This is a genomic window from Flavobacterium sp. (assembly GCF_035456085.1).
Taxonomy (GTDB): domain Bacteria; phylum Bacteroidota; class Bacteroidia; order Flavobacteriales; family Flavobacteriaceae; genus Flavobacterium.
This window is the reverse complement of record NZ_DATIDY010000232.1, coordinates 1-22,694: the sequence shown is the minus strand read 5'-3', so window position 1 is coordinate 22,694 and position 22,694 is coordinate 1. Positions and strand designations below refer to the sequence as shown.

At 32.4% G+C, this 22,694-nt stretch carries 16 protein-coding genes; 11 read left to right on the top strand and 5 right to left on the bottom strand.

The features are described from left to right. A partial coding sequence (locus VLC96_RS17385) for a glycosyltransferase family 2 protein (protein WP_325264963.1) occupies positions 1 to 857 on the bottom strand: 857 nt, incomplete at its 3' end. Beyond that, positions 857 to 1,540, bottom strand: coding sequence for a cell division ATP-binding protein FtsE (locus VLC96_RS17380; RefSeq protein WP_325264962.1), 684 nt, complete (start codon positions 1,538 to 1,540; stop codon positions 857 to 859). The genes VLC96_RS17380 and VLC96_RS17385, both read right to left, overlap by 1 nt. Positions 1,541 to 1,754: 214 nt before the next feature. Here VLC96_RS17380 and VLC96_RS17375 point away from each other — a divergent pair, with 214 nt between their 5' ends. The 7 genes from VLC96_RS17375 to gatB/aspS all read left to right on the top strand — a co-directional run bounded on the left by VLC96_RS17375 (position 1,755) and on the right by gatB/aspS (position 13,416). Then, complete coding sequence (locus VLC96_RS17375) at positions 1,755 to 4,769, top strand: tetratricopeptide repeat protein (protein WP_325264961.1); 3,015 nt, start codon at positions 1,755 to 1,757, stop codon at positions 4,767 to 4,769. Between the two features lie 6 nt (positions 4,770 to 4,775). Continuing rightward, complete coding sequence (locus VLC96_RS17370) at positions 4,776 to 5,639, top strand: PhzF family phenazine biosynthesis protein (protein ID WP_325264959.1); 864 nt, start codon at positions 4,776 to 4,778, stop codon at positions 5,637 to 5,639. A 36-nt stretch (positions 5,640 to 5,675) separates the two neighbouring features. Beyond that, the gene (locus tag VLC96_RS17365) at positions 5,676 to 7,502 is read left to right on the top strand and encodes a TonB-dependent receptor (RefSeq protein WP_325264957.1); all 1,827 of its coding nucleotides are present in this window, start codon (positions 5,676 to 5,678) and stop codon (positions 7,500 to 7,502) included. Positions 7,503 to 7,690: 188 nt separating this feature from the next. Beyond that, positions 7,691 to 8,140: a hypothetical protein gene (locus VLC96_RS17360; RefSeq protein ID WP_325264956.1), complete on the top strand. Its 450-nt coding sequence runs from the start codon at positions 7,691 to 7,693 to the stop codon at positions 8,138 to 8,140. Positions 8,141 to 8,421: 281 nt separating this feature from the next. Then, complete coding sequence (locus VLC96_RS17355) at positions 8,422 to 8,688, top strand: Asp-tRNA(Asn)/Glu-tRNA(Gln) amidotransferase subunit GatC (RefSeq protein ID WP_325264955.1); 267 nt, start codon at positions 8,422 to 8,424, stop codon at positions 8,686 to 8,688. A 1-nt stretch (position 8,689) separates the two neighbouring features. Then, entirely contained in the window at positions 8,690 to 10,087 is a 1,398-nt protein-coding gene (locus VLC96_RS17350) for an amidase (protein WP_325264953.1), read from the top strand. Continuing rightward, on the top strand, positions 10,087 to 13,416 hold the full coding sequence (gatB/aspS, locus tag VLC96_RS17345; RefSeq protein WP_325264951.1) for a bifunctional amidotransferase subunit GatB/aspartate--tRNA ligase AspS: 3,330 nt from the start codon (positions 10,087 to 10,089) through the stop codon (positions 13,414 to 13,416). Before VLC96_RS17350 ends, gatB/aspS begins: the two co-directional genes overlap by 1 nt. 110 nt (positions 13,417 to 13,526) lie before the next feature. Here the strand turns inward: gatB/aspS and VLC96_RS17340 are convergent, their stop codons facing one another. Next, positions 13,527 to 14,315, bottom strand: coding sequence for a hypothetical protein (locus VLC96_RS17340; protein WP_325264950.1), 789 nt, complete (start codon positions 14,313 to 14,315; stop codon positions 13,527 to 13,529). Positions 14,316 to 14,351: 36 nt separating this feature from the next. After that, positions 14,352 to 14,810 carry an RNA methyltransferase gene (locus tag VLC96_RS17335; RefSeq protein ID WP_325264949.1) on the bottom strand — a complete coding sequence of 153 codons (459 nt, stop codon included), beginning with the start codon at positions 14,808 to 14,810 and terminating at the stop codon, positions 14,352 to 14,354. A gap of 204 nt (positions 14,811 to 15,014) precedes the next feature. Here VLC96_RS17335 and gyrB point away from each other — a divergent pair, with 204 nt between their 5' ends. The 3 genes from gyrB (at position 15,015) to secDF (ending at position 21,154) form a co-directional block, all read left to right on the top strand. Then, positions 15,015 to 16,961, top strand: coding sequence for a DNA topoisomerase (ATP-hydrolyzing) subunit B (gene gyrB / locus VLC96_RS17330; RefSeq protein ID WP_325264947.1), 1,947 nt, complete (start codon positions 15,015 to 15,017; stop codon positions 16,959 to 16,961). Positions 16,962 to 17,021: 60 nt separating this feature from the next. After that, on the top strand, positions 17,022 to 17,957 hold the full coding sequence (locus VLC96_RS17325) for a malate dehydrogenase (protein ID WP_325264945.1): 936 nt from the start codon (positions 17,022 to 17,024) through the stop codon (positions 17,955 to 17,957). A gap of 227 nt (positions 17,958 to 18,184) precedes the next feature. Next, positions 18,185 to 21,154, top strand: coding sequence for a protein translocase subunit SecDF (gene secDF, locus VLC96_RS17320; protein ID WP_325264943.1), 2,970 nt, complete (start codon positions 18,185 to 18,187; stop codon positions 21,152 to 21,154). A 152-nt stretch (positions 21,155 to 21,306) separates the two neighbouring features. Here secDF and VLC96_RS17315 read toward each other — a convergent pair whose 3' ends face one another. Beyond that, on the bottom strand, positions 21,307 to 22,200 hold the full coding sequence (locus tag VLC96_RS17315; RefSeq protein WP_325264941.1) for a LysR family transcriptional regulator: 894 nt from the start codon (positions 22,198 to 22,200) through the stop codon (positions 21,307 to 21,309). Between the two features lie 101 nt (positions 22,201 to 22,301). On the opposite strand from VLC96_RS17315, the gene VLC96_RS17310 reads away from it, so the two are divergent. Continuing rightward, the coding region (locus tag VLC96_RS17310; protein ID WP_325264939.1) for an NAD(P)H-dependent oxidoreductase at positions 22,302 to 22,694 on the top strand (393 nt) is incomplete at its 3' end.

Genomic DNA, 22,694 nt, shown 5'->3' with positions numbered 1-22,694 from the left:
CCCAATCGATAAATATCAAAACAGAATAGGTTTGGATTTTTGTTTAAAATTAATTTTTTCAAAAAAGGTTCTGAAATTTTAAAGAAAAGAATCGCAATTGGTAATAATCGATATTGTTTTATGGTCTTGTATTTTTTTATTAAAGGGCTTATTTTTTCAATTCCGGGACAATTAGCAAGAAATCGTTTTCTACTTTCAACAGCTTTAAGGCTTTTTTCGAAGAAAATCTGGTTAGTTTCTAATCCCAAATGATAAATAGGATTTTCGATATGAAGAACTTCAATTTTTTTTACGAAGAGCTGGCATGAGAAAAAAACATCCATTCCATAATAATTACCTTCACCAGTAAAATTAACATCAATAAATATTTTTTTTTGAATCAAAAAATTACCGGAAAAAATATATTGATAGGGGGCTGAATTTCTTTTTAAAGCAGATTTCTCTTCACGCTCTTTTCCATATTGATATCGAAAGATATTTTCAGATTTAGGTTTTGTCTCTTGATAGCAATAACCACCTACAATAACTTGATGTTTCTTGTTTATGGCTGAAACGTAGTTTTTTATGAAATTTGAATGTGTAGGGATCACGTCCGCATCCAAAAATAAAAGCCAATCAAAACTTGCTTTTTCGGCGAGTTTATTCCTTGTATAGGTACGTCCTGAATTTTTATCATTTACAAAATAATAACAATTTTTTAAATTGTTAATTTCTTGGTTTTCATTTGAAAAATAATCAGAAGCGTCGTCTATGCATAAAATCTCAAATTCAATTCCGCCTTCCAAACACTGTTTCTGTATTTCATTTACGAGAGGTAGTATATTATAATTATAAGTTGGAATAAGAATAGAAAGCATTACACCGTTTTTTGAACCACCTCAAAAATAGTTGCATCCTCACATTTTAATGTCTTATAAGGATATTTCATCAATAACGCATAATCATGAGTTGCCATGATAACTGTTTTTCCCAGCGCATTGATTTGTCTTAAAACCTCAAGAACTTCAACACTGGTTTGTGGATCAAGATTTCCCGTTGGTTCATCGGCAAGAATAAATTCAGGGTCGTTCAATAAAGCTCTTGCAATGGCAATTCGTTGTTGCTCACCGCCAGAAAGCTGATGCGGCATTTTATTAGCAAAATCTTTCATACTCACTTTAGACAAAACTTCTTCGATTTTAGCATTCATTTGGTCGTGGTCCTTCCAACCTGTTGCTTTTAAAACAAAAAGCATATTGTCTTGTACTGTACGGTCTGGTAATAATTTGAAATCTTGAAAAACAATTCCGAATTTTCTTCTCAAAAACGGAATGTCATCTTCTTTTAAAGTAGCCAAATCAAATTCTACAATTTTTCCTTCACCTTCTAGTAAAGGCAAATCAGCGTATAATGTTTTTAATAAACTACTTTTTCCAGAACCCGTTTTTCCAATGATGTAAATAAATTCACCGTGATTAACTTCTAGATTTACATCAGATAAAATGATTTTTCCTTCTTGATATATGTTTACGTTTTTTAAAGACAGTACTGATTGTGACATAATAGAATTGTTTATTGGGTAAAAGTAAAAAGATAAAATCCAAATAACAAATAACAAAAGATAAAATCCAAATTCTAATTTTTCTAATCAGTTCTGTGATTAAAGGATAGCCTGTATAAGGGAATCTTGATTAAAAAACTTTATAATAAAAGCCTTGCGCCTTTCGTTATAGAAAGAGAATTAAATATCTTTGGAATATTAAACTAAAACAACAATGCGTAAACTTTCAGGACTTTTTTTATCCCTTTTTTTTATCCAAATAGCGTCACTTTATTCTCAAAAATCGACAATCAATACCTATCCGTTAAAAGATTTTGATAAAGCACTTTCTTTATATGAAGATGGGCAATACGCTTCGGCTCAAATTCTTTTTCAAGAAGTTAAGAAGGCGGCTACTAACGAAGGATTGGAATCTGATTGTGCGTATTATATTGCCAATTGTGCTATTCGCAGTGATCAGGATAATGCCGAAGAACTGATCAACAAATTTGTCGAAGAACATCCAGCAAGTCGCAAGCAAAATCAGGCTTTTATTGATGTGGCTTACTATTATTTTGACCATAAAGAATATAAAGAAGCATTGCATTGGTTTGAAAGAGTTGACGAAAGTGTATTAAAAGAGAAAGAACGCAATAAATTTAATTTTGAAAAAGGATACGTTTATTTTGATGCCAAAAACAATAAAAAAGCTCAAAGTTATTTCAGTAAAGTAGCCGGGACAGACGAATATGGAACTCAAAGTAAATATTATTTGGGTTTTATGGCTTATGAATCTGATGATTATAAAGAAGCCAATAAACAATTTGATCAGGTTTCGGGAAATGAAAAATATGCAGAGAAATTGTCTTATTACAAAGCAGATATGAGCTTCAAAGCGGGAGAATTTCAAAAAGCTATTGATTTAGGTTTAAAAGCAATGCCAAAATCTACTCCTGAGGAAAAATCAGAATTGAATAAAATTATTGGTGAAAGTTATTTTAATCTAAAACAATACGATAAAGCAATTCCGTATTTGGTCGGTTATAAAGGTAAAAATGGGAAGTGGAACAACACCGATTTTTACCAATTAGGATATGCTTATTATGTGCAAAAAGATTATGAAAATGCTATTTCACAATTCAATAAGATTATTGATGGAAATGATTTTATAGCGCAAAACGGCTATTATCATTTGGCCGAAAGTTATTTGGAATCTGGCAAAAAACAACAAGCATTGAACGCATTTAAAAATGCTTCTGAAATGAATTTTAATTTAAAATTGCAAGAAGATGCAGCTTTTAATTATGCAAAATTGAGTTATGAAATTGGTAATTCATACCAAACTGTTCCTGAAGTTTTGTTAGGATTCATGACTAAATATCCAACCAATCCAAATAATAATCTAATTGAAAAATTATTAATTGACTCTTATATTTCGTCTAAGAATTATAAAGAAGCATTGGTTTTATTAGAAAAAAACAAATCATCCGAAAACAGGGATGTCTATCAAAAAGTATTATTCTTTAGAGGATTAGAATTATACACAGCTGGGGATTATTTTGGAGCTTCGTCTATGTTTGAAAAAAGTTTAAAAGAATCGAAAGATCCTTTAATAACAGCACGCTCTACTTTTTGGAAAGCGGAATCAGAATATAATTTAGAAAATTTCAAAGAGGCTTTATCGACTTATCAGCAGTTTTTAGGTTTGGCCAAAGCCAAAGAAACGACCGAATTTAAAAACGTCAATTACAATATCGCTTATACTAATTTTAAATTAAAAGAGTATGATGCAGCTGGAGATTATTTTCAAAAACATATAGAAAGTAATAAAACAGATAAAGTTCGTTTGAATGATTCCTATTTGCGTCTGGCAGATTGCCGATTTGTAACTACTAAATACCAAGTGGCTTTAGATGCTTATGTTAAAGTGATCGAGTCCAAAAGCGTAGATGCTGATTATGCTTATTTCCAAAAAGCGCTTTGTTATGGGTTTCTTTCTAAAAATACTAAAAAGATTGAAGAACTGAATGCCTTTTTAACATTGTATCCAAAATCAGATTACCAGGATGATGCTTTGTTCGAATTAGGAAATACCTACGTCGCTGAGAATAAGCAAGATTTGGCTATAAAAACCTATGATAAATTAATTGCTAATTTCAAAAGCAGTTCATATACTTCAAAATCTATTTTGCGTCAAGGTTTGATTTATTATAATTCGGATAAAGACGATTTGGCTATTGCTAAATTTAAAAAAGTAGCTTCTGAATTTCCTAAAACTCCCGAAGCTTACGAAGCGGTTTCTACAGCACGATTAATTTATGTTGATAATGGAAAAGTTGATGAATATGCTTCTTGGGTTCGTACTTTGGATTTTGTTGCCGTTACCGATTTGGAGTTGGACAATGATACTTTTGAAGCAGCAGAAAAGCAATTAGGACAAGGAAACAATAAACAAGCGATTTCAGGATATAGTAGTTATATTTCTAAATTTCCAAATGGAGCTCATATCTTGCAAGCCAATTTCCAGTTAGCACAATTATATTTTGCTGAAGGTTCAGAGACTAAATCGATTCCTAATTATCAATTTGTAATTGATCAGCCGCGATGTGAATATACCGAGCAATCTTTGGTTCGTTTGGCTCAAATATTTTTGAAAGATAAAAATTGTGACAAAGCGATTCCTGTTTTGGTTCGTATAGAAAAAGAAGCTGATTTTCCTCAGAATAAAACTTTTGCACAAGCGAATTTGATGAAATGTTATTATGAAACAAAGGATTATTCCAATTCTGTAGTGTATGCGGATAAGGTTTTAGCTAATGCAAAAGCAGAAGAAAATGTAAAAAGTGATGCGCAAATTATTATAGCGCGTTCTGCAATTCAAACAGGTAATGAAGCCAAAGCCCGAACAGCTTACGCAAAATTATTAACTGTAAGTAAAGGTGAATTGGCTGCTGAAGCTCTATATTATGATGCATACTTCAAAAATAAAGATGGAAAATTTGAGCTTTCAAATACTGCCATTCAAAAATTAGCCAAGAATTATTCAAGCTATCGTTATTACGGTGCCAAAGGTTTGGTTGTAATGGCAAAAAACTATTATGGCTTGAAAGACAGTTATCAAGCAACTTATGTTTTGGATAATGTAATTGAAAATTTCACAGATTATTCAGATGTAGTTGAAGAAGCAAAAACGGAATTAAATAAAATAAAAACGGAAGAGTCTAAAACAAATTCATCAATAACTAAATAAAAAAAAATGAAATTACCTTTTTATATAGTTGATGTTTTTGCCGAGAAAAAATATGCCGGAAATCAACTAGCGGTCTTTTTAAATGCGAGTGATTTAGCAACTGAAAAAATGCAGCAAATTGCCCGCGAAATTAATTTTGCTGAAAGTACTTTTATAACCAATATTGATGCTAAAAATAATAGTGCATCCATTAGAATTTTCACACCCGAAAAAGAAATGCAATTTGCAGGTCATCCAATAATTGGAACTTCGTGGGTTTTAATGAATAAAATAATCGAAAGCAATCCTCGAAATTTTGAGCTTTCGGTTCCAGTTGGTCAGATTCCAATTCAGCAATCAGAAGATTTAGTTTGGTTGCAAGCAGCTCCACCTCAATTTTGGGATGAATTCTCGAAAGAAGATATTTTAGAATTTACTAATTTAAAAAAATCTGATTTTGATGATAAATTACCAATTCAGGAAGTGACAACAGGAAGTGCTTTTGTGATTGTCCCGCTTCAAGATATAAAAGCTTTGGAGGATTTAAAACTCGATTTGGCCAAAACAAACGAATGGTTATTGACTCACTGTAAAACTGCCCATAGAGCTTTATACTTTTATTGTTTTGACAAAGGAGAATTATTCAGCCGAATGCTTTGTGTTGAAAATAATCAGCTTTTGGAAGATGCGGCAACAGGAAGTGCCAGCACCTGTTTGCAGGCATTTCTTTTGAAATATCATTCGCCAGAAATTAAAGTTACCAATCATCAGGGTGATTTTATAAATAGACCTTCCAGAATTTATTTTGACGGAAAATTGTCGGATAATAATTTTGATATAAAAATTGGTGGGAAAACACAATTCATCGCAATAGGTGAATGGGAAGTATAATTAATTACTCAATTAGAAGTAAAAAAATAAAAAAGCATGATGTTTAAAAACAGAATAAAATCTTTAAAAAATAAAAAATCAATAATTTTAGTTTTGAATTCTTCAAAATTTCAATGTGGATTTTTACTACTATTTGTCTTATTTTTTCAATTTTCATTTGCTCAGGATAAAAAAGGTAAAAATGACAACATTGGAACTGAAGTTGTAAATGTGGTAAAACCGTATACGCCAACAATTTCTGATGCTTTCAAAGTAAAAGAAGTTCCACCAACTATCAATGAAGAAAGCGCTAAAAAAGAAAATGTTAATTATTCAATTTTGTCTTTCCCTGTTGCTTCTACATTTGCTCCGGCTAAAGGAAAAGCGCAAGGAGTCGAAAAAGGAGCGGCAGAGCGTTTGTTTAATAATTATGCAACTTTGGGCGTTGGAAATTACGGCAATGTGAATGCTGAATTATACGTGACCGAAAATCTGAATAACAATGAATACTTGAGTGGAATGTTTCGTCATAATTCATCTCAGGGTGGAATAAAAAATGTCTTGCTTGACGATTTCTATTATGATACGAAAGTCGATTTGATGTACGGAAGCAATGAGCAATATTTAACTTGGAATTTTAAAGTTGGTTTTCAGAATCAGGTTTACAATTGGTATGGATTGCCTGCTGATTTTGGGAGTACTTTACCAGTTACTAATGGTTTGGATTTGGCTTATGGCATTAATCCACAACAATCCTATAATGCTTTAACAGCGAATGGTTCATTGGCTTATGAAGATGGCGTTTTAAATGATATAACTCTTGATTTTGCACATTTTTCAGATGCATATCATTCATCGGAGAATAGTTTTTTGTTGGCACCAACTTTTAAATTTAACATAGCCGATGAAGCGATTAAAACCAAAGTTTTTGTCGATTATGTTGATGGCAGTTTTAAAGAAAATTATTTAGGAACTAATACATCACCGATCAACTATGGTTTTATAAACTTAGGAATAGAACCAAGTTTTGTAATGAATAGAGAGGATTGGACTATCAATGTTGGTGCCGGATTTGTTTACAGTGTGGGGAAAGAGAATGATACCAACAAGTTTTATGTTTATCCATCGCTTAGTGCCTCTTATAATATTGTAAGCGATCTGATGATATTTTATATGAGTGCCATTGGGAATTTACAACAAAATACTTATAAGAATTTTGCTGATAATAATCCATTTGTTTCACCAACATTAAACATTAAACCAACAAATGAGTTATATGATATAAATTTTGGATTAAAAGGGAAATTAGCGAGCACAGTTAGTTATGATGTAAAAGCTTCGTACATACATGATGAAAATAAAGCATTGTTCAGAGCGAATGACTATACCGAACAAGAAACGAATGCGAATTATGGTTTCGGGAATTCTTTTCAGGTGGTTTATGATGATTTGACAACCATGCGTTTTTATGGCGAAGTAAAAGCGGATTTAGCCAAAGGTGTTACTGTAGAAGCTGATCTTACTGTAAGCAGTTACACTAAGGATTCAGAACAAGAAGCTTGGAATTTACCTGCTTTTCAATTCAATTCTAAAGCTGATTTTATGATTACCGAAAAATGGTTTGCAGGCGCAAATTTATTTTATGTTGGCGAACGAAAAGATAGACAAATAAATACAGATATCGTATATGTTGATGTTCCGGGTCCAATCACTTTGGATAGTTATTTTGATTTGAATGCTAATGTCAGATTTAAATACAGCGAACGATTCACAACATTTTTGAAAGCCAATAATATCCTAAATAAAGGATATCAAAAATGGCTGAATTATCCAGTTCAAGGATTTCAAGTGATGGTCGGAGCTAATTATAAATTTGATTTTTAAAAATAAATAACCATAAGGTCATAAGAATTACGCAAAGACAACTATGTTTTTGCGTTTTTTTGTTTAAAAACAATTCTAACTGATATAAGGAAATCTTCACCAAATTTTAGATTTACTTTGTGAACCTTGCGCGATACTTTGTGAACTTTGTGGTTAAAAACATTTAACTTTGCGATTTAACTTTTTCTATGACTTTTAAACAAAAAATACACCAATATTATTTACAATTAGTTCAAGACAGAATAGATGTTTTCAAAGACATGATTGTAGCTTTGACAGAAGATTCTAAAAACGATGCGAAAGGTTCAGCTGGAGATAAACATGAAACGGCTTTGTCGATGATGCATATTGAGCAAGAAAAACTAAATCATAAATTGAAAGAAGTAATTGCTCAAAAAAATGTTTTAGAAAAAATAGATTCTTCTACAATCGCAAAAACTATTATTGTTGGAAGTTTGGTTAAAGCCAATGGAATTTATTTGTATTTAAGCGCAGCACTTCCAAAGATTACTATTGATGGAATTAATGTAATTGCTCTTTCCCCACAATCTCCTTTGGGAAATAAATTAATGGGAAACCAAGTCGGATTTACTTTTGAAATTAATGGGACAAAGTATTTGATTCAAAGTATAGAATAGATTAATTTTTCATCAGTATGTCTAAGTCAGCAATTCTACATTAATATTTTTATATTCTTAAATATTCAAATCCTTTTGGGTATATTTTTTGACTAATTCTATATTCTTCATGCTATTTCAACAAAATGCTTAGTAATGAGGAAATATTTAACATAATGGTTGATTATTGTGTTCTTTTTATAATGAAAACTATCGAAATCGAATATAAAAAACACCACTCCCTAAATAAAACTTTTGTAAATTCGCCAACTTAAAAGTTTACTTTAAAACTATATAAAATTATGAGCAAAATAATGACAGTCGACATATTGTCGAGTATTAAAGGAGCACAGCCCTCAGAGAGTGTGAACAAATTATTTGATGTAATTAAAAATGCATCATCAAATAATAATGCTGCTAATAATGTCAATTATAATTGTGTTTCTATAAATGATTTAAGAGAAGATGTTGTGGTAGAAAGTTCGGCTATTGAGAAACAAATAATTTTAGAAAACTTCCCGAACAAGAAAAATGGTTTTTTAGTAGTTGCTAAAGTTATAGAAGGATAAAATGGAATCGCAAATAAAAAAGATACACCAGCAATTGGTGTCTAAAGAAATTACTTGTACAGCTTTAGTGCAAGAAAAATTGAACTTACTCAAACAAAATACATACAACTCTGTAAATGCTGTTTTAGATACTTTGGCTTTAGAATTAGCGGCTAAAGTAGATGCTAAAATTGCAAAAGGAGAAACAATCGGTTTGTTAGAAGGAATTCCTTTTGGAATTAAAGATGTTTATATGTTGCAAGGAACTTACACAACTGCAAGTTCTGATTTATTAAAAAACTATAAATCGGCATACACAGCTACTGCAATTCAAAAATTATTGGATGCAGGAGCTATTCCGTTGGTAAAAGAAAACTGCGATAGTTTTGGTCACGGTTCTTCTAGTGAAAATACCATTTTTGGTGCTGTAAAAAATGCTGTCAATCCAGAGTTGGTTGCAGGAGGTTCAAGTGGAGGTTCTGCGGTAAATGTTGCCAAAGAGTATACTGTTTTTTCTATTGGTGGAGATACTGGAGGTTCTATTCGTCAACCCGCTGGTTATAACCATATTTATGGATTTAAACCAACTTACGGGAGAGTGTCGAGATACGGTCTTATGGCTTATGCGTCTTCTACAGATTGCGTTGGGCCATTGGCAAAATCAATTGAAGATATCCGAATCGTGCTGAACGTCATGAGTGGAAAAGATCCAAAAGATCAAACTTCAATCACGTCAACAGAAATTAGTGAAGAGGCAGTTGCGACTTCATCTGCTAAAACAGTCGGTTACTTTAAAAACTTTATCGACAGTGAAGCGATAGATGCTCAAATAAAATCTGATTTTTTAGCAGCTATCGAAAAAATAAAAGCCAAAGGAATCGAAGTAAAAGAATTAGATTTCTTTAAATCTGATATTTTAGTTTCAACGTATTATACTTTGGCGATGGCTGAAACAGCTTCGAATTTATCACGTCTTGACGGAACAAATTACGGTAATCGCATTGAAGGGGAAAATCTAATTGATACTTACGCTGTGACCCGTTCTGAAAATTTTTCAGAAGAAACAAAACGTAGAATTGTTGGTGGAAATCAAGTATTATCACAAGGTTTTTCAGAAGGAATATATTTAAAAGGATTGGCTTTAAGAGATCAGATTTCTCAAAATTTTAGTAAAGATTTTGAAGAAGTTGATATTGTTTTATCTCCAGTTACACCAAGCACACCTCCCAAAATCGGAGACAGTTTGAAAGATCCTTTGGCGATGTATTTGTCAGATGCTTATACAGTTGGTTTTAGTTTAGGACAATTGCCAACTTTGACTGTGCCACAAGGAACAAGTACAGGACTGCAAATTACTGCAGCAAAAAATAATGATGAATTAGTGTTGCAATTTGCAAACTTCTTAAAAGATACAATATAATGGAATTGGAGCAATTAACTGCGGCGATTAAAGCCCACGATTTAGAATTGGTAATTGGACTGGAAACTCACGTTCGATTGAATACCAAAACCAAGTTGTTTTGTTCTTGTCCAAATCAAGAAATTGAAACACCTAACCAAAATATTTGTTCTGTTTGTACGGGACAAATGGGCGTTTTGCCTGCTATAAATAAAGAAGCAATTATCAAAGCAATTTATTTTGGAAAAGCGGTGGATTCGTCTTTTAGTAATGAAGTGATTTCTTGGGATAGAAAGCATTACGAATATCCGGATAACCCGAAAAACATTCAGATTACTCAATATCATAATCCAATTATTCCCGACGGACACGTATCTTGTTACCGAAATGATGGTTCTCAATTTACTGTAAATTTAACTCAGGTTCATATTGAAGAAGATGCTGCGAAATTAATGCACGAAAAGAAAATTTCGTTAGTTGATTTTAATAAAGCTGGCGTTCCGTTGATCGAAATTGTTACGGAACCTTGTATTAGAAATATTGAAGATGCTTCCACTTACGCTCAATACATTCAACGTATTGTTCAGAATTTAGGAATCTCTGAAGCAAATTTGGAGAAAGGGGAATTTAAATCAGATGTTTCTGTTTCGTTGCGCAAAAAACATAGTTATGATTTGAACCCAAGAACTGAAATCAAAAACTTGAATTCGTTTAAGTTTATGATTGAAGCTTTGAAAGAGGAGGTCGAAAAACAGTTCAACTATTATATAGAAAATAAAGAGTTTAGACCTGATCAAACCACTGTGTTATGGGATGCGGATTTGAAGCAAACCAAAACGATGCGTAAAAAAGAATTTGAAGCAGATTACCGTTTTATTTCTGAGCCAGATTTACCTTTTGTAAATATCAAAAAGGAAATTGAAGCAATTAAAGTTGATACAGCTGCTTTACCTTTTGCTGTAGAATCTATTTTGATTAATGGAGGAGTATTGCCGCAAGATGCTAAATTTTTCACAGCAGATGCTTTGCGTTCCAAAACATTTATGACAATTAATGCTGCAATCCAAGATCCTTCATTTGTGGCTAAAACTTTAGCTAATAATATTAAAGCTGAAGACTACGCTGAAATTCATAGTGTTGAACATTTAATAGAGATTTTCCAATTATTTAAATCGGAAAAAATCACAGCAGTTTTAGTTCAAAATGCGATTACGGGTTATTTAAAAGATAGAACTTTTGACTACAATAAGTATTTTGAAGACAATACTATTTCAGAAGATAAAATTCAAGAAGTAATTGCAACTGTAATTTCAGAAAATGAAGCTGTTGCTAATGATATTAAAGCTGGAGATCAAGGTAAAGCTGGTATTTTAGTTGGTAAAGTTTTAGGAGTTATTGGAAAAGGAGCGAATGGTAAAGTAATTCGTCAAATTATTTTAGATAAATTGGGTGCTGCCGCAGTTTTAGAAAAAAATGAATCTGTAGAAAAAGCTTCAAAAGAGATTGTTACTGAGAATAAAGAAAGTCAAGAAGAAGCACTTCCAGAAATTCCTATTATTATAAAAGACACCTATAGAACGCATAAAATTTCACAATTATCAGAAGAGAATATCAATGACGAGGTGATTTTATCTGGTTGGGTGTCAAGTGTCCGTGATCACGGAGAATTGATGTTTATTGACTTGCGTGATTCTAGTTATGAGATTTTTCAAGTCAATATCAGTAGGGAGTCATTTCCTAATATTGATGAGTTAGTGAAGTTGAAACCAGAATCTGTTATTTCTGTGAAAGGAATTGTAGTTAGTCGTAATGAAGATGATTACAATGCAGGATTGCGTACAGGTAAAATCGAATTGCAAACTTCGGTTTTGGAGATTTTAAATTTATCCAAAACATTGCCTTTTGAAATTAAAAGAGCCGCAAAAACTAATGAAGCAACTCGTTTTCAATACAAGTTTTTAGATCACAGAAATGAAGAGGTTAGAAGAGCAATTGTAAACCGTCATAAAGTAATTAAATTACTGCGTGATATTTTAGACGAAGAAGAATTTTTAGAAATTGAAACGCCAATTTTAAGTGCTGGAACCGATGAAGGAGCACGAGAATTTATTGTTCCAACACGTAAACAAGCCGGTTTCTTTTATACATTGCCACAAGCGCCACAGCAGTTTAAGCAAATGTTGATGGTTAGTGGTTACGAAAAATATTTCCAAGTAGCACGTTGTTTTAGAGATGAAGATTCTCGTGGAGATCGTCAACCAGAATTTACGCAATTGGATATGGAAATGGCGTATGCCAGCATGCAGCAAATCATTGATTTAAATACGAAGTTGTTTAATGAAGTGGTAAAGAAAGTATATGGCAACAAATGGATTTTACGACCATTTGAGGTGATAACTTATAAAGATGCGATGGACTTCTATGGTTGTGATAGACCAGATTTGCGTTATGGCTTAAAAATGCAGAATATTACCGAAATTGTAAAAGAGACAACTTTCCAGGTATTTAGCAAGCCAATTGAAGAGGGTGGAATTGTAAAATGTATCAAGGTTTCTGCTAAAGAACAAGGCAATAAACGTATGTCTAAAGGTCAAATAGAAAATCTTACGGCTATTGCTCAACAGCACGGTTTAGGTGGATTGGCTTATATTATTGTAAACGAAGATGAACTGCAATCGCCAATTATTAAGTTTTTAGGCGAGGATATTGCGGCAGGAATTATAAAAGCTACCAATGCAGAAGTCGGTGACATTGTTTTCTTCTCAGCAGCAGATTATGCGACTGCTAACAAAGCTTTGGACGCAGTTCGTCAGGAATTAGGTAAAATATTGCACTTAATCAATCCAAAGGAATTATGCCCTGCTTGGGTGGTTGATTTCCCAATGTTTGAAAGAACAGATGAAGGTAGATGGACATTTACACATAATCCTTTCTCTATGCCGGCTGTTTATGATTTAGAAAAACACATGAATGGTAAGGATGAAGAAATAGGAAGTATCATCGCTCAGCAATACGATATAATCTTAAATGGTTATGAAATTGGAGGAGGTTCAGTTCGTGCACATAAATCAGAAATTCTGGAAGCAACTTATAGAAATATGGGTTACAATAAAGAAGAGATGATTAAAAGTGTTGGAACGATGTACAAAGCTTTTCAATACGGAGCGCCACCACATGGGGGAATTGCTTGGGGAATTGACCGTTTGATGATGATTTTAGAGAAAAAAGCATCTATTCGTGAAGTAATGGCTTTCCCTAAAACAGGAACCAGCGAAGATTTATTATTTGGTGCGCCTTCTCTATTATCTGATAAAAAGGTTGAAGAGATGAATGTGCGTGTTATCCGATAATAGATTTTATTATCTATAAATTTTTATAAAAGCGGATTTGTATTGAGAAATACAAATCCGCTTTTTATATTAAAATAGATATGATTTTATATTAACTATGCAGAATTGTTTTATTCATAATATTCATTTCCACTTTCGTCAATATAAAAATCATACGAACGTCCGTCTACTGTTTTTGTCACAAATAATAATTGTAACTGTTTGTAATATTTCATGATTTTAGTGTATTTTGAATCATATAGTTTAATGTTGTCTTTTGTAAATATTCCGTATTGTTTGTCTCCATTTTTTGTAGTGCTAACAATAAAAAAATCACCCCCTTCATATTTAGTAAGAGTATAATCCTTGTAAGATTTTGGTTGATCAACTCTGATTAAATATGATTCTTTGTTTAATTCGACACTTGCGTAGGTTGGTTTGTAATATTTATTGTTTTTTTTGTTTTTATAAGATTGAGAAAAATCAAAGAGATATAGATTGTCAAAAGTGGCTTTAAGTATGATACTTTCATTTTCGTCTTTCACACCAGCTTTGTCATTTTCATAATATTTTTTGAAATCAACAGTTTTAAGTTCGTCAATTGATGGAGGTGGTCCGATATTTTCATCCTCTTCTTGTGATTTTTTTTTGAAATTTTTCAGTGTATCAATGATATCTCCGTTTTTATTAATAATAAAAGAACCTTCTTCATTTTCTACAGAAGCATAATCTTCATAGTAGCTATTGTCCGTTTGATATCCAAAAGGGAAAGCATTTTTATATTGAATCGGAATTATAATTTTTTTGTTTTTATCGCAATAACCGTATTTATTTCCTTTTTTAAATGGAATTAAATCGATAGTTTGAGCATTAGTGTAGCAGAAGAAAGTGAAAAGTAAGAAGCAGTATATTTTTTTCATATTTTGTCTTTTAGAATAGTGATAATGAGAATGTTTTTATGACCTAGGCTTGTTTAAACCTCTGTCGTAAAGAACAATACTTCCTGCAACAGATACATTTAAACTTTTTTTAGATTTGAATTTGACTAAATGATGGCATTTTGCAATAGCTTTTTTGGATAAACCATTATCTTCAGCTCCTAATAAATAAACGCAACGTCTTGGATGCTCAAAAGCCTCTAAATCTTCTGCTCGTTCATCTAGTTCAACGCCAACTAAACGTGCACCTTTAGGTAAATTTTTGTAGAAGTCATCAAAGTCTTCATAATGAAAATAAGGCATTGATTTTACAGCGTTTTCTGTATCGCAAGCTTGTTTGGCATAGCGATTTCCAATAGTAAAAATAAAGCTTGCGCCTAAATTTTGTGCAGATCTCCATAAAACGCCTAAGTTTTCAGGTGTTTTACCATTTTGTATTCCTATGCCGAAAAACTCGGTTATAAAATTATCGTTCATAGGGCAAAAATACAAACTGTTATCAGTATTGTCAAATTTTGATTTGTTTAAAAAAAGATCCTTCAATTAAGGGCGTTTTTTATACCCATAAATCAACAAAATGTTAATAACTTACGATCTTATAAGTTAATTTTAGCAGTGTTCTAACTTCTGTTTTTATATATTTGTTCGTTAGACAAAAATTACATTTTTAGAATAAAAAACATGAGCGAAGAAATCAAGAAGGAAAATAATTATTCAGCAGATAGTATTCAGGCGTTAGAAGGAATGGAGCATGTGAGAATGCGTCCTTCGATGTATATTGGTGATGTTGGTGTTAGAGGATTACATCATTTAGTGTATGAGGTAGTAGATAACTCGATTGATGAGGCAATGGGAGGTCATTGCGATACGATTTATGTTACTATTAATGAAGATGGTTCCATTACAGTAGAAGATAATGGACGTGGTATTCCAGTTGGAATTCATAAAAAAGAAGGGGTTTCTGCATTAGAAGTTGTAATGACCAAAATTGGTGCAGGAGGTAAGTTTGATAAAGATTCCTATAAAGTATCAGGAGGTCTTCACGGTGTAGGGGTTTCTTGTGTTAATGCACTTTCTTCCCATTTAACGGCAACTGTTCATAGTAGTGATGGAAAGGTGTACCAACAAGAATATGAAAGGGGAAAAGCATTATATCCTGTAAAACAAATCGGAGATACTTCAAAAAGAGGAACGATTGTTACTTTTTATCCAGATCCAACTATTTTTACGCAAACAACAGAGTATTCTTATGATACTTTATCGGCTCGTATGCGTGAATTGTCTTTCTTAAATAAAGGGATTTCAATTACGTTTACAGACAAGAGAGAGAAAGATAAAGATGGGAACTTCCTTGGAGAAGTATTTTATTCTACTGAAGGTTTAAAAGAATATATTCGTTATTTAGATGGAAATCGTGAGCCAATTATTGCCCACGTAATTTCAATGGATCACGAAAAAGGAGAAATTCCAGTTGAGGTTGCTTTAATTTATAATACAAGTTACGGTGAAAATATATTCTCGTATGTAAATAATATTAATACACACGAGGGAGGGACACACTTGCAAGGTTTTAGAACGGGTCTTACAAGATCTTTAAAGAAATATGCAGATACTTCTGGAATGTTAGATAAATTAAAATTTGATATTTCAGGTGATGATTTCCGTGAAGGTCTTACAGCTATTATTTCGGTAAAAGTAGCAGAACCTCAATTTGAAGGTCAAACAAAAACTAAGCTTGGAAATCGTGAAGTAGTTTCACCAGTAAGTCAAGCAGTAAGCGAAATGATTGAGAATTATTTGGAAGAAAATCCAAATGATGCTCGTACGATTGTTCAGAAAGTTATTTTGGCAGCTCAGGCACGTCATGCAGCTAAAAAAGCGCGTGAAATGGTACAACGTAAAACCGTTATGGGTGGCGGTGGATTACCAGGAAAATTATCCGACTGTTCGGAACAAGATCCTGCAAAATGCGAAGTTTATCTTGTCGAAGGAGATTCGGCAGGAGGAACTGCAAAACAAGGTCGTGACCGTGCTTTTCAAGCTATTTTGCCATTACGTGGTAAGATTTTGAATGTTGAAAAAGCAATGCATCACAAAGTTTTTGAAAATGAAGAGATTCGAAATATATTCACTGCACTAGGTGTTACAGTTGGAACTGAAGAAGATAGTAAAGCATTAAACATTTCAAAATTACGCTACCACAAAGTAATTATCATGTGTGATGCCGACGTCGATGGTAGTCACATTTCTACTTTGATCTTGACATTCTTCTTCCGCTTCATGAAAGAACTTATTGAAGAAGGGCACGTTTACATTGCTGCTCCTCCTTTATATTTAGTGAAAAAAGGAAATAAAAAAGAATACGCTTGGACAGATGATCAACGTGATCAGGCGAATGCAAGAATGGGTGGTAGTGCATCTATTCAACGTTACAAAGGTCTTGGAGAGATGAATGCTGAACAATTGTGGGAAACTACAATGGATCCAGAATTCAGAACATTGCGTCAGGTGAATATTGATAGTCTTGCTGAGGCAGATAGAGTTTTCTCAATGTTAATGGGAGATGAAGTACCGCCACGAAGAGAATTTATTGAAAAGAATGCAGTTTACGCTAATATTGATGCGTAGTTGTTGGAAGTAACTGTGTTTTGATTTTTGATTTGATAACAATATAAAAACATATAAAATATGAAAGTTACCATTGTAGGAGCAGGGAATGTTGGAGCATCCTGTGCAGATTCAATTTCGTATAGAGGAATTGCGAGTGAAGTAGTACTATTGGATATTCGTGAAGGTTTTGCCGAAGGTAAAGCAATGGATATCATGCAATGTGCTACTAATACAGGTTTCAATACAAATGTATCAGGTGTTACAAACGATTATTCCAAAACGGCAAACAGTGATGTAGTTGTTATCACTTCAGGAATTCCAAGAAAACCAGGAATGACTAGAGAAGAATTAATTGGAATTAATGCTGGAATTGTTAAAACAGTGGCAGAAAATGTACTTGCACATTCACCAAACTGTATTGTAATTGTTGTGTCGAATCCAATGGATACAATGACATATTTGACATTAAAAGCTACAGGATTACCAAAAAACAGAATTATCGGGATGGGTGGTGCTTTGGATAGCTCACGTTTTAGATATTATTTGTCTAAAGCTTTAAATGCTCCTTCTAACGATATTTCGGCTATGGTAATTGGTGGGCACGGAGATACAACTATGATTCCTTTAACGAGATTGGCTTCTTATAATGGTATACCTGTTGCTCAATTTTTATCTCAAGAAGAATTAGATAAAGTTGCAGCTGCTACTATGGTAGGAGGAGCAACACTTACAGGCTTATTGGGAACTTCAGCATGGTATGCTCCTGGAGCTTCTGTTGCTTATCTTGTAGATAGTATTTTAAATGATCAAAAGAAAATGATTGCTTGTTCAGTCTTTTTGGAAGGCGAATATGAACAAAATGATATTTGCATTGGTGTGCCTTGTATTATTGGTAAAAACGGTGTCGAAAAAATTGTTGATATTGCATTGAATGATGCGGAAAAAGCTGCTTTTGTTAAAAGCGCGGAAGCTGTTAGAAACATGAATGCTGATTTAAAATCAGTTTTGGTATAATATTTTGGTAAGAAAAAAAAGAAGACTGCATTTTTGCGGTCTTTTTTTTGATTTTAATCAATAAATAAATTGGTTAATCTTTCCGTTAATTATATATTTGCTCGGTTTAAAAAAAATGATGTAAATCGTGCGATCCTTTTTTGTTTTTCAAAAATGACGTAATGGCTTATTTTATAGGGTTTAAAACAAAAAAAACAATAAATAAAAATAATTAATTTTTAGTAATAATGCAGAATAAAGGACTTATTAAATTTTTCGCAATTCTATTTGCATTGGTAAGTATTTACCAACTTTCTTTCACTTTTGTCTCTAGCAAAGTTAAAAGTGATGCAAAAACTTTTGCTGGTGGAAATCCAGAAAAGGAAGTAAAATATTTGGATTCTATTGGTAAAGAGAAAGTTTTCAGTTTAGGATTTACTGATTTTACATTCAATGAAGTAAAAGATAAGCAAATCAACAAAGGTCTTGACTTAGAGGGAGGAATCAACGTAACTCTTCAGATTTCAGTTAAGGATATTTTGAAAGGATTATCAAATAATTCGAAAAATCCAGTTTTTAATAAATCTTTGGCTGATGCCACTGCAAACCAAAAAGGAAATCAAACTTATTTAGATGCATTTTTTGAAGCCTTTGAAGCTAATTCTAAAGGTTCAGTAAAATTAGCATCACCAGATATTTTTGCTAACAGAAGTTTGCAAGGTGAAGGTGGAGTTACTTTTCAAATGTCAGATGCTCAGGTTCAAAAAGTAATTAAAAGAAAAGTAGATGAATCTATCGAAAGTGCTTTTAAAGTACTTAGAGAACGTATCGATAAATTTGGTGTTACACAGCCGAATATTCAAAAATTAGGAGAATCTGGAAGAATTCTTGTAGAACTTCCTGGTGCTAAAGATATTGATAGAATTAAAAAATTATTACAAAGTACAGCTCAATTAGAGTTCTGGGAAACTTATAAAGTTGAAGAGATTGGTAATTTCATCATGGCGGCTAATGAAGCTTTGAAGAAAACTGAAGTTGCTAAAACTGAAACAAAAGCGGTTGCAAAAGATTCATTAAGTGCTTTATTGACTGACGCAAAAGATTCTACTTCTGCTAAAAAAGGAAATAACCCTATTATTGATAAAATTATTGCTCAAGGTGGTGGTGCAATTTTAGGTTTTTTCTCTCCAAAAGATACTGCTGTAATTAATTCTTATTTTAAAAGAGCTGATATCAGAGTTTTATTAGCTGGTGACCAACGTTATGCAAAATTTGTATGGGGAAAACCAACTACCATTAAGGATGCTAAAGAAAAAGAAGTTGAAGCTGTTGAATTATACGCTTTAAAAGGAAATAGAGATAACAAGCCTTCAATGGGTGGTGCTGTTGTAACTGATGCTAGTGATACATTTGATCAAATGGGTAAACCAGCTGTTTCTATGCAAATGAACAACACTGGCGCTAAAGAATGGGAAGAGTTAACAGGAAGAGCTTATACTCAAAAAAGTAATATTGCTATTGTTCTTGATGATGTTGTTTATTCTGCACCAGGGGTATCTAGCGGACCAATTGCTGGTGGTAGATCTGAAATTTCAGGAAATTTTGATGTTACAGAAACTAAAGATTTAGCAAACGTATTAAGAGCTGGTAAATTACCTGCTGCTGCTGAAATTATTCAATCTGAAATTGTAGGACCGTCTTTAGGTCAGGAAGCTATTGATAATGGTACTAATTCTGCTGTAATTGGATTGTTATTAGTATCTCTTTGGATGATTGTTTATTATGGGAAAGCTGGTTGGTATGCAAACATTGCTTTGGCGGTTAACTTATTGTTCATGTTTGGTATTTTGTCAAGCTTAGGTGCTGTTCTTACTTTGCCTGGTATTGCAGGTATCGTTTTAACAATGGGTACTGCTGTAGATGCGAATATTATTATATATGAAAGAGCAAAAGAGGAATTAAGATCTGGTAAATCACTTAATGAATCAGTAATTGCTTCTTATAGCTGGACGGGTGCTATGCGTTCTATTGTTGATGCGAACGTTACTCATATCTTAACTGGAGCTGTTTTATTTATCTTTGGTTCTGGTCCAATTAAAGGTTTCGCAACTACTTTATTAATTGGTATTATTACCTCTTTGTTTACATCTATCTTTATTGCTAGAATTTTCATTGACAGAAATATTGCTGGTAAAAACGATTTATCTTTCGTTACAAAATTCTCTAAAAACTTCTTTACTAATTTCCACTTTGATTTCTTAGGAATTAAAAAATGGGCTTACCTTTTCTCAGTTGTAGTTACTATTATTAGTATTGCTTCTATTGTAACTAATGGTTTTGATCAAGGTGTTGACTTTGTTGGAGGAAGAACTTTCCAGGTTCGTTTTGATAAATCAATGAAACCTGAAGAAGTTAGAGATGAATTGGCTGCCGTTTTTGGTAGTGCGGAAGTTAAAATATTTGGTGAAGACAATCAATTAAAAATTACGACTAAATATAAAGTAGAAGAAACTGGTAGTGCAGCTGATGAAGAAGTAAACGTTAAATTGTTTAATGTTTTGAAAAAACATTATACTCCAGATATGACTTACGATAAATTTGTTAATGCTCACGAAGGGAAAAAACTAGGTATTGTACAAGCATCAAAAGTTGGACCAACAGTTGCTGAGGATATTAAAACAAATGCTTATTGGGCTGTATTAGGTGCGATGGTTATTGTTGCTTTGTACTTGGTAATTAGTTTTAGAAAATGGCAATATAGTTTGGGTGCAATTGCTGCGATTGCTCACGACGTTATCTTCTTGTTAGGAGTATACTCATTGTGTTGGAGATTTATGCCATTCGGTATGGAGATTGACCAACATTTTATTGCGGCTATCTTGACAGTTATTGGTTATTCTATGAATGATACGGTTATTGTATTTGATAGAGTTCGTGAATTTATTGATGGAAAAACAAAAGGAACATTCTCAGAAATCGTAAATAAATCGATTAACTCTACAATGTCTAGAACTATCAATACATCATTAACAATGATCTTGGTATTATTAATCATGTTTATCTTCGGTGGTGAATCAATTAGAGGATTTATCTTCGCAATGCTTATTGGTATTGTTATTGGTACTTATTCTTCATTATTTATCGCTACTCCAGTATTAGTTGATACTATTTCTAGAGAAGAGAAGAAAAATATTGAAATCAAACATCAAGAAAACTAGGAACTAGTTTTTAATATATAGAAAAGGGATTCAGCGAAAGTTGAATCCCTTTTTTTATAAAAGTCATGAATATTTAGAACAATATTAATTTTAAGATAAGGTTTCAGCAGTAGAAAACATCTTATATAACATGTGATTACACTCAGAATTAACTACATTATTTTCATAAAGGTTTCTTTGATCATTTTGATTTCTTCTGTGTAAATGGTTTTCTTTTTATTAGCAAAATAAAGAGTATTTTTCAGAGGAGTTTTTCCTTGCCACAACAGTTTAATTTTTCCGTTTTCAATTTCTGTTTTGCATAAGAAATCGGGTATAACTGCAAGGCCATTGCTGTCGCTCAAACAACGCACAATGGAGTTTAAATTGGGCACAATATAATTAGGCCTAAAATCTGCATTTTTATTGAAATTAAGCTGCCAAAAATTTCTCAAATGCTCCATGTCTCCCGTAGTACCAAACCACTTTTGTTGTTTTAGCCAAAGTTCTTTAGCGTGAAAGTTTTTTTGGTCTATAAAGGTTTTGAATTCTGTCGAATCAACCTGATTTCCGCTGATTAGAACAATAGTCTCAGATGAAAAGGCTTTATAATCAATTGTGTTTTTGACAATCATTTGTGGGGTAATAATTAAGTCTAAAATTCCTTTCTCTAAGTTTTCAATCATTTCCGGATATTCTCCAAACTGGATAATTACATTAAAAGGGAAACTAGATAAATAAGGCTCTAATGTTATTTGAAAGGTTTCAAAACACATTCCAATACTAATAGTAGGCGTATTTCTTTCGGTGCTTCGTTGAAAGTTTTTTTCAGCTTCTTCTAATTTGCATAATGCATCACTAATAAAATTATAAAGAACTTTCCCTTTTTCTGTAGGAACCATTTTGCGACTTGTTCTGTCAAATAATTTATACCCAACATAATTTTCTAAAGAACTTAGATGCAAACTGACACCTGGTTGCGAAATAAATAACATTTCGGCAGCACCCGTTAAAGTACCGGTTTTGTAAATGTATTTAAAAGTGCGATACCATTCTAGATTAACCATTTTACAACTATTATAATTATGATACAAAGGTATGAATTAAGTTATTTTAATAATAGAAATGTTGGTTGTAATTTTGTCTCATCAAATTAAAGAAATATACGATGAAAAAAATATTTATAATAAATGGAGGTCAAAAATTTGGTCATTCAGGAGGAAGATTCAATGAAACAATGGCAAAAGCAACTGCAGATTTTTTTTCAAATAATAATTTTGAAATAAAAACTACTGATATTAATAATGAATATAATCCTGCCGAAGAAGTAGAGAAATTTGTTTGGGCTGATGTGATTATTTATCATACTCCGATTTGGTGGTTTCAAGTACCACATGGCTTAAAGAAATATATTGATGTCGTTTTTACCGAAGGACATAATAAAGGTATTTACAAAAGTGATGGACGCTCTTCTAAAAATCCTAAGATTAATTATGGAACAGGCGGAATGCTTCACGGCAGAAAATATATGGTCACTACTTCATGGAACGCGCCCAAAGAA

Excerpts from the sequence above, each read along its gene's own strand:
- VLC96_RS17325 (WP_325264945.1), top strand. The coding sequence starts at position 17,022 with ATGAAAGTTACCATTGTAGGAGCAGGGAATGTTGGAGCATCCTGTGCA.
- VLC96_RS17375 (WP_325264961.1), top strand. The coding sequence starts at position 1,755 with ATGCGTAAACTTTCAGGACTTTTTTTATCCCTTTTTTTTATCCAAATA.
- VLC96_RS17360 (WP_325264956.1), top strand. The coding sequence starts at position 7,691 with ATGACTTTTAAACAAAAAATACACCAATATTATTTACAATTAGTTCAA.
- VLC96_RS17380 (WP_325264962.1), bottom strand. The coding sequence starts at position 1,540 with ATGTCACAATCAGTACTGTCTTTAAAAAACGTAAACATATATCAAGAA.
- VLC96_RS17355 (WP_325264955.1), top strand. The coding sequence starts at position 8,422 with ATGAGCAAAATAATGACAGTCGACATATTGTCGAGTATTAAAGGAGCA.
- VLC96_RS17340 (WP_325264950.1), bottom strand. The coding sequence starts at position 14,315 with ATGAAAAAAATATACTGCTTCTTACTTTTCACTTTCTTCTGCTACACT.
- VLC96_RS17335 (WP_325264949.1), bottom strand. The coding sequence starts at position 14,810 with ATGAACGATAATTTTATAACCGAGTTTTTCGGCATAGGAATACAAAAT.
- gyrB (WP_325264947.1), top strand. The coding sequence starts at position 15,015 with ATGAGCGAAGAAATCAAGAAGGAAAATAATTATTCAGCAGATAGTATT.
- gatB/aspS (WP_325264951.1), top strand. The coding sequence starts at position 10,087 with ATGGAATTGGAGCAATTAACTGCGGCGATTAAAGCCCACGATTTAGAA.
- VLC96_RS17350 (WP_325264953.1), top strand. The coding sequence starts at position 8,690 with ATGGAATCGCAAATAAAAAAGATACACCAGCAATTGGTGTCTAAAGAA.
- VLC96_RS17365 (WP_325264957.1), top strand. The coding sequence starts at position 5,676 with ATGATGTTTAAAAACAGAATAAAATCTTTAAAAAATAAAAAATCAATA.
- VLC96_RS17370 (WP_325264959.1), top strand. The coding sequence starts at position 4,776 with ATGAAATTACCTTTTTATATAGTTGATGTTTTTGCCGAGAAAAAATAT.
- secDF (WP_325264943.1), top strand. The coding sequence starts at position 18,185 with ATGCAGAATAAAGGACTTATTAAATTTTTCGCAATTCTATTTGCATTG.
- VLC96_RS17315 (WP_325264941.1), bottom strand. The coding sequence starts at position 22,200 with ATGGTTAATCTAGAATGGTATCGCACTTTTAAATACATTTACAAAACC.